Genomic DNA, 12,824 nt, shown 5'->3' with positions numbered 1-12,824 from the left:
AGTCCGCCGGCCGCCTCAGCGGCGGCGGAGCAGACGCCGCTCAGTGCGAAGGCGCCTCGGGCACGGCCGGGCGCTCTTCGCGGGTGTAGTTCTCGACGAAGATGTCCGGCTCGAGGTAGATGTGCTGGGCCATCGGCTCGGCCGTGCGCACCGCGCGCTCGGCGGAGTTGATGATCTCGGCGATCGCTGCCGCGTCCACGCCGGACTCAACGGCCAGCTTGGCGGCGACGAGCACCTCTTCCGGACCCAGGTGCAGGGTACGGAGGTGGATCAGCCGGCTCACTCCCGGCGTGTTCTCCAGCGCGGCGACGATCTTGGCCTGTGCCTCGCGGGTCGCGGACTCGCCCAGCAGCAGGGACTTCATCTCGATCGCCAGGAAGATCGCCACGCAGACCAGCAGCGCGCCGATCGCCATCGAGCCGAGGCCGTCGAAGATTCCGTTGCCGGTGGCAAGGGTCAGGACGACGCCGATCAGGGCCAGCACCAGACCGGTCAGGGCGGCGAAGTCCTCCAGCAGGATGACCGGCAGCTCGGGCGCGCGAGCGTTGCGGACGAACCGCACCCACTGCGTCGTACCGCGGAGCTTGTTCGCCTCGATGATGGCGGTGCGGAAGGACAGCGACTCCATCACGATCGCGGCCACCAGGACCGCTACCGGCACCCACTTCCAGTGCTCGATCGGGTGCGGGTCGTGGGCCTTGTGGTAGCCCTCGTACAGCGCGAAGAGCCCGCCGACGCTGAACAGCACGATCGCGACGATGAACGAGTACACGTAGCGCTCGCGGCCGAAGCCGAACTGGTGCAGCTCGTCGGCCTCGCGCTTGGCCCGCTTGGCGCCGACCAGCAGCAGGACCTGGTTCCCGGCGTCGGCCAGCGAGTGGATCGCCTCGGCCAGCATCGAGGCGGACTGGGTCAGCCCCCAGGCAGCGAATTTCGTGACCGCGATACCGGTGTTCGCCAGCAGTGCCGCGACGACGGCTTTGTTACCGCCACCAGCCATTTCCGTTGTCCTCCGGAGCCAATTGGGTAAGGGGGTCAGCGAGCGGACACGACGAACGCCGTGCCGGAACCACGCAGAGTACAGGGTCCTTCGGTTCCGCGGACGAACGCGGACTGTCCGGCGGACAACCGCACGGTTTCTTCGGTGCCCGCGGCATCGACCGAGGCCGTTCCGCCAACACACGCGACGATCCGCGGTCCACTGCCCGGCGCCTTGGTCGGCCCGGCCGACAGGTCGAACCGCCGGACGGCGAAGTACTCACAGCCGGTCTCGTACTCCGTGACGCCGGGCGCGACCTCCACGCCGTGCAGCACCGGAGACGGCAGCGGCTCGAAGTCGACCACGGACACCAGTTCCGCCACGTCGACGTGCTTGCGGGTCAGCCCACCCCGCAACACGTTGTCCGAGTTCGCCATCACCTCGAACCCGGTCCCGTGCAGATAAGCGTGCACGTTGCCGGCCGGCAGGTAGACCGCCTCGAACCGTTCCAGCCGCACCCTGTTCAGCAACAACGCGGCCAGCACCCCGGGGTCGTCCGGGAACTCTTCACACAACCGGCTCAGCGTCTCGGTCTCGAGGGCGAACTCCGAGCCCTGATAAGCCCGGCAGGCCTCACCGAGCGCGAAGACCAGCGGACGGATCGCATCCCGGTCGGTGCTCATGAAGGTCGTGAATGCGTCTTGCAGTTTCCCGTCGAGCAACAAAGCCCGCAGCTCGTCCAGCACACCCAGCGCGTCGAGCAAGGCGACGGAATCCGCCACCGGCCGGAATCCCACCAAAGCGTCGAACTGACCCAGGGCGATCAGGATCTCCGGCTTCGGCCAGGCGTCCTTGTAATTGCGATCGCCCGCGTCGCGCGGAATTCCCGCTGCCTCGTCGCGGGCATAACCGTCGATCGCCTGTGCCCGGGACGGATGCGCCTGGATCGACAACGGCTGCTCCGCCGCCAGGATCTTCGCCAGGAACGGGAACCGGCCCTCGAATTCGGCAGCGGTCTCCTCCCCCAGCACACCGCTGGGGTCCGACGACACCAGGTCGAACAACGAGTCGCCCGAGGGCAGTACGGACGGCGCCGACTCGTGCGCGCCCATCCACAGCTCGGCCTGCGGCTTGCCGTCCGGTTCCACCCCGATCAGCTCGGGGATCGCGGTCCGCGACCCCCAGGCGTAGTCGCGGATGGTGTTCTGGAGCGGAACTACCACGCCGGGTCCTCCGCGGGGTTGCCCGTCGGTCCCGGAGCCTGGTCCTCCCGCGGCGTGCCATAGCGGCCGAGCCCGATTCCCAGGTACGCCGCGGCATACCGGCCGTGCTGCGTCAGAGCGGCGTACCGGGCGACATCAGTCCCGTTCGCCTGCCGCACCACATGCACCCGTACGTCGTGACGCTCAGCCTTGTCCTCGAGCTGGCGACGGTGCTCTGCGACGCCTGCGTCCTCCACCCCGTCGTCCAGGATGACCAGACCCGGCCGCAGCTCCTCCGGCTGGTCGAAGGGGTCGGCGAAGACGTCCCGCGGCGGCTGGTTCGCCAGCACGGGCAGCAGGTGCCCACAGTCGGCGGCAAGCGCCGGGCGACCGCTAGCGAGCCGCACAGCCTCCACCACACGACGTGCGGCACGGGCAGCCAGCACCGAGCCGCCCCAGACCAGGGGAAGCGCATCGGCGAGCATGAGCGCCAGGTCCTTCGCAGGGTTGGACGCTACGTCGTTGTTGGGAGAGCACTCGATCGCTACCTCGTCGAGCATCTCCGCGACGGCCTTGCCGTCCACAGCCGGGCCGAGGTCCATCTGGTGCAACCCCTGCAGTACTGCGACTGCAGCCGCCAGCTGGTCATCCGACTGCGACGGCAGCCGTACTGCGTGCCGCGAGCCAGCCGATGCGGCCGCAACCGGCGAGTCCGGCGGCGCAGCGACGAGCAGGCCGGCTCCCCGGCGTACAGCCTCGGAAGCAGCGGACACAGCGCCCGGGTCAGCGTCAGAGCCACCCAGCACGACGACGAGGTCGAGCGGGCTGGTCCAGCCCGGCAGACCCGGACCAGGCCACGCAACGAACGGCACCGGGCAGACCGGCTCCAGTACTGCACGCACCAGACGGGCGTCCCGGCCGGCGGCGACGATCGCGCGCGGACGGAAGCCGTCGGTGGACAGCTGCGACAGGGCCTCCTCGGAGGCTTCGAGCTCGGCCCGCACCCGGGCACCCGCCCCGGCCAGCCGGCGCAGCAAGTGGTCGGAAGCCTCGAGGGCGGCGGGGTCGTCCAGCCGCGAATCGTCGAAGACGCTCATCAGTTCTCGGAGGCCTCTGCATCCTTGGTCTCGCGCGCCTCGTCGATCAGCAGCACCGGGATGTCGTCGCGGACCGGGTAGGCCAGCGCGCAGGTCGGGTTGGTGCAGACCAGTTCGCTCGCCTCGTCGTCCACGCGGAACTCCGACCGGCACTTCGGACAGACCAGGATGCTCAACAGGTCAGGGTCCAGGTTCACAGGCATCTAGTTCTTCTCCTCCACCGGTGCACCGGTGATCAGGGCCAGTACTTCGTCGCGGACACGCTCCATGGTGGCGGCGTCCCCGGCCTCGACGTTCAGCCGCAGCAGCGGCTCGGTGTTCGACGTACGCACGTTGAACCACCAGTCGCCGGCATCGATCGTCAGACCGTCCAGGTGATCAACGGTAATGCCCTCGCGGTCGCCATAAGTGTCCTCGATCGCCGCAACCGTCGCCGCGGCGTCCTCGACCCGGCTGTTGATCTCGCCCGAGGCGACGTACCGCTCGTAGATCTCGAACAGTTCGGAGGCGGGCTTGTCCTGCTCGCCGAGGGCCGCGAGCACGTGCAGGGCCGCCAGCATGCCGGTGTCGGCGCGCCAGAAGTCCCGGAAGTAGTAGTGCGCGGAGTGCTCACCACCGAAGACCGCGTCGGTCTCGGCCATCTTCTGCTTGATGTTGGAGTGCCCGACCCGGGTCCGGACCGGTACGCCGCCGTGCTCGGCGACCAGCTCAGGGACCGCCTTGGAGGTGATCAGGTTGTGCAGGATGGTCGAGCCGGGGTGCTTGGCCAGCTCACGGACGGCGACGGCGCCGGTGATCGCGCTCGGCGAGATCGCGTCGCCCTTCTCGTCCACCACGAAGCAGCGGTCCGCGTCGCCGTCGAAGGCGAGTCCGAGGTCGGCGCCGGTCTCGCGCACCTTCGCCTGCAGGTCGACCAGGTTCTTCGGGTCGAGCGGATTGGCTTCGTGGTTGGGGAAGTTGCCGTCCAACTCGAAGTACAGAGGCAGGATCTCGACCGGGCCGGTGGCGAAGACGGCCGGCACGGTGTGCCCGCCCATCCCGTTGCCGGCGTCGACGACGACCTTCAGCGGGCGGATGCCGCTGAGGTCGACCAGGTCGTTGAGGTGGTCCGCGTACGCCGTGAGCAGGTCCTTCTGCTTGACGTGCCCGGGGACCGCGACCGGGGAGAGCCCGTCGATCAGGGTCTTGGCGACCAGGTCCGCGATGTCCCGCAGCCCTGAGTCCGCGCCGACCGGGGAGGCGCCCGCGCGGCACATCTTGATCCCGTTGTACTTCGCCGGGTTGTGGCTCGCCGTGAACATCGCCCCCGGCAACTGCAGCCGCCCGGACGCGAAGTACAGCTGGTCGGTCGAGGCCAGCCCGATGTCGATCACGTCGGCCCCGGTACTGGTCACCCCCTCCGCGAAGGCGGCGGCCAGCCCAGGACTCGACGGACGCATGTCATAGCCGATCACCACGGCCCCAGCACCGGAGAGCACATCCAGAACCTCGACGAACGCCGCCCCGGTCGCCCGGGCCACCGCCTCGTCGAACTCGTCCGGAACCACACCCCGCACGTCATACGCCTTGAAGATCGCAGCTACATCAGCCATGCGTGGACCTTATCTGGCCCGCGCCAGAACCTGTGTTTCAGGCTGTTTCGAACCAGCCGGGTGTTGCTCGGTGGTGGACGTCGGGGAGCTTGCGTTCGGTGGCTGGGGCGGCCCAGCGGACGGAGTTGGCGAGGATGCGCTGGATCTCGGGTTGGTGGTAGGTGGGGTACTCCTGGTCGCCCGGGCGGAAGTAGAAGACCCGGCCCTGGCCGCGGCGGTAGCAGCAGCCGGAGCGGAAGACCTCGCCGCCGGAGAAGGAGCTGACGAAGACCAGCTCATCCGGCTGCGGTACGTCGAACAGCTCGCCGTACATCTCCTCCTGCGGGATCACCAGCGGGTGCGGTACGCCGGCCGCGATCGGGTGCCCGGCGGCGACGGTCCAGAGCAGCTCCCGGTCGTTCTCGGAACGCCAGTCGAGCGAGCACGTCGTACCCATCAGGCGTTTGAAGATCTTCGAGAAGTGCGCGGAGTGCAGCGCGATCAGGCCCATGCCCGACAGCACCGCCTCCTGCACCCGGTCGACCACGGCGTCGTCGACGTCGCCGTGCGCCCGGTGCCCCCACCAGGTGAGCACGTCGGTGTCGGCCAGGACCTCCTCGGTCAGCCCGTGCTCGGGCTGCTGCAGCCACGCCGTACGGACCTTGACCTCATCGCCCAGCGACGACCGCAAGCCGGCCGCGATCGTCTCGTGCATGGTGTCCGGGTAGATCTTCTGGACGGCGGCGTCGTCCTGCTCGTGGACGTTCTCGCCCCAGACGGTGATCTTAATCATCGAGCACTACCTCTCGTCCGGCCTGCGCCGAGGCGTAGGCGGCGTCGATGATCCGGGTGCGGGTGAGCGCCTCCGAACCGTTGTGGGCGGCCCAGTCGCCGCTGAGCACGATCGCGACGAACTCGCTGACCACCGCGCGATGGCCGAGCCCGGCGCCGGTGGCCGGCCGGACCTCGGCGGGGATGCCGCCGACGTCGGTGAAGATCTTCAGCGTGTCGGTGTTCGTGTAGTTCTGGACGTCGATCTTCGCGCCGCCCTCGGTGCCGAACAGCTCGATCCCGAAGTTGTCGCCGGGCGCCCGGTACGTCGCCCAGCTGGTCTCCAGCTGCAGCGCCCCGCCGCCCTCGAGCCGCAGGTACGCCGTGGCCAGGTCCTCCACCTCGAACTTCGCGCCGAGCGTGTCGACCGTCGGCCGGATCACGCTGCTGACGCTGCCGCGGCCGCGCGGGCCGAGCTCGGCGAAGGTGTTCGCGCTGACCGTGGTCACCGTCGGCTCGTTCATCAGGTGCAGCGCCATGTCGAGGATGTGCACGCCGAGGTCGATCAGCGGGCCACCGCCGGACAGTTCGCGGTTGGTGAACCAGCCGCCCATCCCGGGGATGCCGTTGCGGCGCATCCAGTGCGCCTTGGCGTAGTAGATCCGGCCGAGCAGTCCCTCGTCGATCTGGTGCTTCAGGGTGGCGACGTCACCCCGCTCGCGATGGTTGAACACCACCTTGAGCACGCGGCCGGCCTTCTTCGAGGCCTCGACCATCGCGGTGCCCTCGGCCACCGTCCGGGCCAGTGGCTTCTCGCAGAGCACGTGCAGCCCGCGATCCAGTGCCGCCAGGGCGATCGGGGCGTGCAGCTGCGTCGGCGTACCGATGCTGACGGCGTCCAGGCCGTCGAGGGCGATCAGGTCCTCCCATTTCTCGAAGAGGTTCGGCACCGAATGCTCGGCGCCGAGACCCTTCAGGATGTCCGTCTCGAGCCCCGCGAGCGCCACCACTTCGACGTCGGGCAACTCCGAGAACGCTTCCAGTGCGGTCCGTCCGGCAAAGCCGAGGCCGACCACTCCGACTCGTAGCTTTTGATCGTTCACAGCGACGAGTCTTGTCAGTACCTGACGGAGTGGTCAACCTCATCCCACGTGACGAAACACGTTCGAACAGAAAACGTCAGGGCAGCTTGGCGGCCGCGGCCTTCGCGATCTTGTCGAAGTTGGCCGCCTTCATGCCCACGCCGTCGCCGCTGAACGCCAGCACCGAGACGGCCGTGCCCTTGCGCGTGACCGCGTACGGGAAGGCGCCGTTCTCGCTGCCCGGGTCGCTCGGCAGCGCGTAGTCCCACCAGCGCAGGATGGTGGTCGCGTCACCGGCCACGATGTGCCGGTTCTCGGTGATCCGGCGCGCGTGCGTCGGCGCCGGCTTGGAGTACTTGCAGGTCTTCAGCGTGGCCAGGATCGACGTGTACGCCGCCTTGGCCGCCGCCTCGGTCTGGTACCGGCTCAGGTACTGCGTGCCGTAGTTCGTCATCTCGTCGGTGTAGCCGCGGGCCAGCCGCTGCGCCACCGCCTTGCCCTCGGTCGACGCCGGGCCGCAGTACGCCGACGGCAGCGTGCCCTTGTCGACCTGCGTGATCCACTTCGTGCCCGGGTCGGCCTGCTTCACCTGCGACAGCGTGACCAACCGTGTCCGGTCCATGTAGGCCCCCGCCTGCGCTGCCGACGCCCCGACTGCCAGCACCCCGAGCGCTGACAGGCCGGCCGCCATGGTGATCCCCAACTTCCTCATCTTTCCCATCCCCCTTGTCGTGGTGCTTTCTTGCGGGGTGAGACACGGCCCGAACGGGAAAAGTTCGCGACCGGATGGGGAAGGTGCCTTCTTGCGGGGCTCAGGCCTGTTCGGTGTTGTCCGTGGCCGTCGAGCCCGGATCCTGCAGCATCCGCAGGTGACCCCGGCGGATCACCTCGACCGGCGCGCCCGGCGCCGGCTCACGAGTCGCCGTCGGGATCGGCCGGGCGGCGTCGCGCACCGCGTTCGCCAAGGCTTCGAGGTCGTCGTCGGAGGGACCGGACGCGGCCGGGTCCGGAGCGAGCCGGATGACTTCCCAGCCGTTCGGCGCGGTCAGCCGGTCGGCGTGATCGGCGCAGAGGTCGTAACAGTGCGGTTCGGCGTACGTCGCGAGCGGGCCCAGCACACAGGTCGAGTCGGCGTAGACATAAGTGAGCGTCGACACCGCCGGCCGATGGCAGGCGGCGCGCGAACAGATCCTGGCGATGCTCACGTCCAGACGCTACCCCCACTAGGCTGATCGCGTGACCGAGGCTCGCCGTCATCGACGGCACATCGACCGCCATGGACGCGGCATGCTCGGGCCGATCAGCCGGCCGAGCAGCTTCGCCCCGCGCGGACTGCCCCTGCAGCGGTCCGCCGCGGCCCAGTTCGACGAGGTCGTCGCGATCGAGGTGACCCGGCTGGAGAAGCGGCTGCCCCAGGTCGTCGCGCGGGTCGAGTTCGCGATCGAGGACGTGCCGAACCTCGACATGCACGCGGGTGAGATCCCGCTGACGCACTCGACCGGCGGCACGTCGCACGAGCCGTACCGGATCGTCGTCTTCCGCCGTCCGATCGAGCTGCGGGCCGAACGCTCCGGCACCAGCCTGGCCTGGCTGGTCCGCTCGGCGCTGGTGCTCGAGCTCGCCGACGTCCTGGCGTTGTCGCCGGAGCAGATCGACCCCGAGTTCGACACCGACGACGACTAGGGCTCTATTTCAAAGCAGCCCGTACGTCCGGTTGCGCGCCGAGCTGAGCGCGGAACACCAGTGACGTCGTCAACGGCCAGGCGGCCACCAACGGCACCTCGTCGTCGCCGAGCTTGGTCGGCGGCATCAACGTCACTGCCGCCACCGCGGAGCCCTTGACCTGCTCGACCATCAGGTACGTCGGTCGCGGCTGCGCCTTGAACGGGATCATCGTGGTCGAGCCGTTGATCACGTCGAGCGACCGTGCCGCGAGCAGCTTGCCCGCCACGTCGCGCAGCTCGAACTTCACCGTCGCCGTCTTGCCCGGCGCCGTGATCTGCAACTGCGCGGGCTGCGAGTGGGCGGGCAGCACCAGATAGGCCGGGCCGGTCAGCGCCTCGGCCGATCCGAGCACCGCGAAGTCCTGGCCGCTCGCGTCGATGGTCCGGGTCGAGCCGGTCAGCGGCTGGTCCGAACTGACCGTCACCGCGGACGGGTCGCCGAGCAGTACCGGATCGAGCCGGATCGACTTCACCGTGCCCGCCGGGATCTGCATCGTCGACAGTTCGGCCGGCTTGAACGGTCCGTTCGGACCGTTGATGGTCAGCGTCGCCGTCGCCTGCAGGTCGCTCGGGTTGGCCAGCGTGATGATCCGGATGCCCTTGCCCGCGGCCATCCCGGGAATCACCAGCGACTTGGCCGGCGGGGCGGACGGGCTGATCCAGTCCACACCGGCCGGCTCTTTGCCGTTGCTCGCGTTGTCCCGCAGAGCAGCAGCCACCCGGCCGCCGGTGGACTCGACGTGCAACGCCAGGTCCCGGATCTTCGGGGCCACCAGGCTCAGGTACACCGCAGTGGTCCCACGGGCCGGTACTACGACGCCGCGCGCGTTGGGCAGGTCGAGCGCGCCGCTGGCGGAGTAGACGGTCACGTTGACCTCGGCGTTGACGCTGTCGAGGTTGGTCAGCTCGAGGATGTCGCGCCGGCCGGCGGCGCCACTCGCGCCGACGAACCAGAAGTCCGACCCAGGCAGCTGACAGGGCACGCTCGCCATGCCACGGTTCACGCCTTCGGTCGACACCGTCGTACTCGTGCCGACCGTGCCGGCCGCGAGCGGGCCGGTGCCGCGGATGGACAGCGGTACCGGCTTTGCGGTCTTCGCCGTCGAAGCGATCTTGCCGCGGACCAGGACCGATCCGATCGGGTCCGAGGTGGCCGGCAGCGGGCCGATCGACAACGGCGTCGCCGCGCCTGGGGCAACGGGTGTGCCCTCGGGTAGCTGCGGCGAGACCGAGTCGACCGCGCTCTGGATCTTGCCGCCGGGACCAGGGGCCGGACAGCTCAGCGCAGTACGGTTCACGATCGTGCGGGTCACCCCGCCGGCGCCCTCAGGACGCGTGACCGGCTCCTTGGCGTGCGTCACGACGCCCAGACCGCCCGCAGCAGCCATCGCGAGCACGCAGGCTCCGACCCTGATCCGGACGTCCGACAACAGGCCGCTCACGACACCCTCCTTGCATGTGTCCCGCGCGGTGTGGCGACGGTGCGCCGTGCTGTCGGCATGCAGGAGATCAGCGCGATGATCCACGCGATGATGCCGAGCACCCGCCAGATGTCGTTCACGTTGTCCTGCAACGGAGCCTTGCCCTCGATCGTCGTCCGGTCGACCAGCCAGGAGGCGTCACCGTCGGCCGCGCTGGCCCTGGTCAGGCCAGGCAGCGAGTCGAGCGTCGCCATCAGGGTCGGATCGACGGGCGCCGGTAGATAGACATAGTCGACGGCTAGTGCCGCGAGTTGCCGGCCTTCTTCACCGGTACCACCCCCGCCCAGCGCGGACAGGATGTCGGTGATCGGCTTGGTCTGTGCCGGCTTCGGCGCTGCCTCCAGCGAACCCATCCGCGGGCCGCCGTCACGGACCAGCGAGAAGCGCATCGCCGTCGTCGCGTCCTTGCGGACCACCAGGATCGACGCGTTCTCCGGCGGAGCCTGCGACGACATCAGGTACTCCGGGAGGTCCTGCTCAGGTCCACGACGCAACGGGCCGTCGTCACCCCGTACGAGCCAGAAGCCGGCCGTGACGAGCGTCGCGACCAGCACCAGGCCCAGTACGGCCTGGACGATGACGTCGCGCGACTTGCCGACCGAGTCCCACGCGACAGTGATCGCGATGATCCAGCCGGCCGTCATCAGGAACATCAGCGGTCCACTGCCACCACCGAGCCGGCTGGCGATCAACGTGCCCGCCAATCCGGCCAGTGCGGCGAACCAGCCGATCAGCTCGTACCGCTGCCGCGACTCGCGCAGCAAACTCAACAGGGCAACCAGAATCAGCGGTACTGCGAACCACCACGGTACGGGCGCGCCAACCGGCGTACCGGTCAGCAGGTGCGTGAGGCTGTCGCCCGGGCCGATCGCTGCGGTGGGTGGGCCACCTGCTTCTTGGCCGAGTCGCGACGGGTGCATGATCAGCTCGATCGTCCACGGCAGGACGAGCACCAGGCCCAGGACGACGGAGAAAACCAGCTGCCGACCCTGACGTCGCCAGCCCAGACCAAGCGGCGCACCAACGGCCAAAGTGATTCCGACCAGCAGCCCCAGAGCCGGCGTGAACGCGATCAGCACAGCCAGGCAGATGCCGGCGAACCAGGCCGCACGCCAACTGCCCTGGATGACCACGCGCCGACGCCTCGCGACCGTATGCACCGCGGCACCGAGCAGCGGCAACGCGATCGCCGCGATGACGGTCCCGATCCGGCCTTGCGTGACAGCGCCGTTGGTGAAGACAGCGAACCCGTACGCCGCCGCGCCCCAAGCCCGCGCAACGCGGTCGACGACAAAGGCGCGCAGCAGTCCCCAAGCGGCCAACGCAGCCAGGGGAATCGCGCCGAGCAGGACGACGTTGGTCGCGCCGGACGGTCCGAAGGTCACCGTCGACAGCGCCCAGAACTGAGCCAGCCAAGCCGGTGGAGTCACACCCGGCGGTGCAGCCGCGGCCGCGTGCCACAGCGACCCGAGGCTCTCGTGCGGAGGCAGCAACAGGTTGGACCGCAGTACGCCGCTGCCGATCAGGCTGCGCGCGGCGATGAACATGCCCAGAAACAGGAAGACCCACGTCACCAGGAACGGCCGGCGGATCAGCTGCCGGCGCCAGCGTGGCTGGTCCTGTGCGACGCGGGCCGTGCTCTTGGCCCGGCGAGCGGTCGTGACGACCTGCTCCTCGGGCTCGTCGGCCCAGGCCTCGCGGAGCCGCTCGGTGATGGTGCTACCGGTCTCCTCGAGGTTGTGCCGCAGTGCGTGCACCGAGCGCGAGAAGAGCGGCTTGATGTCTTCGTACGGAACCTTGTCGAGCCGGCGGCGATCCTTGCGGGCCTGCGTCCAGCCACCGGCCAGCAGCGTCCCGAGCAAAGCGGTCCACTCGTCGACCGCGCCGGACGGCGTCTTGCCGATGATGAACCAGACGGAGCGGACGAAAGTACCGAGCAGGAATCTGAGCACCAGCAGCGGAAGCAGTTTGCCAGGTGCGTTTGCGAGAACGGTGTAGTACGCGTGAGCGCGGTCGAGCTGGTACGCATGCCGGCGGGTGCCGGCCAGCGCGCGCTCGCCGGTCGCGGCGGCCTCGGCGTGGTAGATGACTGCATCGGGTGCGACGCCGACCTTGAAGCCGGCCCGGCTCGCACGCCAGCCGAAGTCGATGTCGTCGCGGAACATCGGCAGCCGCGGGTCGAAGCCCCGCAGCGATTCCCACACGTCGCGGCGGACCAGCATGCCGGCCGAACTGACCGCGAGCACGTTCCGCGGCTGGTCGTGCTGGCCCTGGTCGAGCTCACCGTTCTCGATCCCGGTGTCGCGGCGGCCGCCGAGCGAGGTGGTGACGCCGACCTCGAGCAGTTCACGGTCGCGCGGCCACATCCTGAGCTTTGGGCCCCAGACGGCGGTGTCCGGCGACATCGTCGCCTGCAGCAACAGCTGCTCCAGCGCCTTCGGGGCCGGTGCACAGTCGTCGTGGAGCAGCCAGAGCCACTCGACCACCGGGATGTGCTGGTCGTCGCCGTACGGGCCGACTGCGGACGGTACCGGCGCGAAGCCGACCGTCTCGATGCCGCGGGCGACCGCGGTACCGAAGCCGGTACGTGCCGACAGGCTCACGACGGGTTCGACGGCGGGCATGGTGGCGAGCAGTTCGGCGGTCTCGTCGGTGGAACCGGTGTCGACCGCGATCAGCCGCTCGGGACGGCGGCCCAGCGCCCACAACGCCTCGGTCAGCCGGGGCAGCCAGGCGGCTCCCTCGTGGCCGACCACGACCGCGGTGACGACGTGCCGGATCGGCGCGCGACCCATCGGATCGTTAGTGAGGTCGGTGGGGAAGTCGACTGAGTCGAAGAACTCCCAGCCGGCCGGAGCTTCTGATTCCATGCGGAGCAGTGACACCTCAGGGGAAAGTGACGACCTGGTACAGCGAG

The 12,824-nt window shown here is 69.3% G+C and carries 12 protein-coding genes; 1 reads left to right on the top strand and 11 read right to left on the bottom strand.

Translation table 11 applies throughout. The features are described 5' to 3' along the window. Positions 1 to 40: 40 nt before the first annotated feature. The 9 genes from ABD116_RS40185 to ABD116_RS40145 form a co-directional block, all read right to left on the bottom strand. On the bottom strand, positions 41 to 1,000 hold the full coding sequence (locus ABD116_RS40185; RefSeq protein WP_343983583.1) for a cation diffusion facilitator family transporter: 960 nt from the start codon (positions 998 to 1,000) through the stop codon (positions 41 to 43). 35 nt (positions 1,001 to 1,035) lie between these two features. Continuing rightward, positions 1,036 to 2,202, bottom strand: a complete 1,167-nt coding sequence (gene manA / locus ABD116_RS40180; protein ID WP_343983579.1) for a mannose-6-phosphate isomerase, class I — start codon at positions 2,200 to 2,202, stop codon at positions 1,036 to 1,038. Continuing rightward, complete coding sequence (locus tag ABD116_RS40175; RefSeq protein ID WP_343983576.1) at positions 2,196 to 3,278, bottom strand: SIS domain-containing protein; 1,083 nt, start codon at positions 3,276 to 3,278, stop codon at positions 2,196 to 2,198. Before ABD116_RS40175 ends, manA begins: the two co-directional genes overlap by 7 nt. Then, positions 3,278 to 3,481, bottom strand: a complete 204-nt coding sequence (locus tag ABD116_RS40170; RefSeq protein ID WP_328334834.1) for a Trm112 family protein — start codon at positions 3,479 to 3,481, stop codon at positions 3,278 to 3,280. Before ABD116_RS40170 ends, ABD116_RS40175 begins: the two co-directional genes overlap by 1 nt. Continuing rightward, positions 3,482 to 4,870, bottom strand: coding sequence for a phosphomannomutase/phosphoglucomutase (locus ABD116_RS40165; protein ID WP_343983571.1), 1,389 nt, complete (start codon positions 4,868 to 4,870; stop codon positions 3,482 to 3,484). A 37-nt stretch (positions 4,871 to 4,907) separates the two neighbouring features. Continuing rightward, complete coding sequence (locus ABD116_RS40160; RefSeq protein WP_343983568.1) at positions 4,908 to 5,642, bottom strand: ThuA domain-containing protein; 735 nt, start codon at positions 5,640 to 5,642, stop codon at positions 4,908 to 4,910. Next, a complete protein-coding gene (locus ABD116_RS40155) occupies positions 5,635 to 6,723 on the bottom strand; it encodes a Gfo/Idh/MocA family protein (RefSeq protein WP_343983565.1) in 1,089 nt (362 codons plus the stop codon). Before ABD116_RS40155 ends, ABD116_RS40160 begins: the two co-directional genes overlap by 8 nt. A gap of 76 nt (positions 6,724 to 6,799) precedes the next feature. Next, on the bottom strand, positions 6,800 to 7,414 hold the full coding sequence (locus ABD116_RS40150; RefSeq protein WP_343983563.1) for a hypothetical protein: 615 nt from the start codon (positions 7,412 to 7,414) through the stop codon (positions 6,800 to 6,802). A gap of 100 nt (positions 7,415 to 7,514) precedes the next feature. Beyond that, positions 7,515 to 7,907 (bottom strand): DUF3499 domain-containing protein, encoded by a 393-nt coding sequence (locus tag ABD116_RS40145; protein ID WP_343983560.1) that lies wholly within the window; start codon positions 7,905 to 7,907, stop codon positions 7,515 to 7,517. A 31-nt stretch (positions 7,908 to 7,938) separates the two neighbouring features. Here ABD116_RS40145 and ABD116_RS40140 point away from each other — a divergent pair, with 31 nt between their 5' ends. Next, positions 7,939 to 8,385: a metallopeptidase family protein gene (locus ABD116_RS40140; RefSeq protein WP_343983558.1), complete on the top strand. Its 447-nt coding sequence runs from the start codon at positions 7,939 to 7,941 to the stop codon at positions 8,383 to 8,385. A gap of 4 nt (positions 8,386 to 8,389) precedes the next feature. Here ABD116_RS40140 and ABD116_RS40135 read toward each other — a convergent pair whose 3' ends face one another. Continuing rightward, positions 8,390 to 9,868, bottom strand: a complete 1,479-nt coding sequence (locus tag ABD116_RS40135) for a DUF5719 family protein (RefSeq protein ID WP_343983555.1) — start codon at positions 9,866 to 9,868, stop codon at positions 8,390 to 8,392. Next, positions 9,865 to 12,777: a glycosyltransferase gene (locus ABD116_RS40130; protein ID WP_343983552.1), complete on the bottom strand. Its 2,913-nt coding sequence runs from the start codon at positions 12,775 to 12,777 to the stop codon at positions 9,865 to 9,867. Before ABD116_RS40130 ends, ABD116_RS40135 begins: the two co-directional genes overlap by 4 nt. Positions 12,778 to 12,824: the final 47 nt, after the last annotated feature.

It is taken from the genome of Kribbella koreensis (assembly GCF_039525325.1).
Lineage (GTDB): Bacteria > Actinomycetota > Actinomycetes > Propionibacteriales > Kribbellaceae > Kribbella > Kribbella koreensis.
Note: the sequence above shows the minus strand (reverse complement) of the source record. Positions and strands in the feature narration are given on the sequence as shown.

What these genes read in the sequence shown, in the direction of transcription:
- ABD116_RS40185 (WP_343983583.1), bottom strand. Translation starts at nt 1,000, where the DNA reads ATGGCTGGTGGCGGTAACAAAGCCGTCGTCGCGGCACTGCTGGCGAAC.
- ABD116_RS40175 (WP_343983576.1), bottom strand. Translation starts at nt 3,278, where the DNA reads ATGAGCGTCTTCGACGATTCGCGGCTGGACGACCCCGCCGCCCTCGAG.
- ABD116_RS40170 (WP_328334834.1), bottom strand. Translation starts at nt 3,481, where the DNA reads ATGCCTGTGAACCTGGACCCTGACCTGTTGAGCATCCTGGTCTGTCCG.
- ABD116_RS40165 (WP_343983571.1), bottom strand. Translation starts at nt 4,870, where the DNA reads ATGGCTGATGTAGCTGCGATCTTCAAGGCGTATGACGTGCGGGGTGTG.
- ABD116_RS40160 (WP_343983568.1), bottom strand. Translation starts at nt 5,642, where the DNA reads ATGATTAAGATCACCGTCTGGGGCGAGAACGTCCACGAGCAGGACGAC.
- ABD116_RS40150 (WP_343983563.1), bottom strand. Translation starts at nt 7,414, where the DNA reads ATGAGGAAGTTGGGGATCACCATGGCGGCCGGCCTGTCAGCGCTCGGG.
- ABD116_RS40130 (WP_343983552.1), bottom strand. Translation starts at nt 12,777, where the DNA reads ATGGAATCAGAAGCTCCGGCCGGCTGGGAGTTCTTCGACTCAGTCGAC.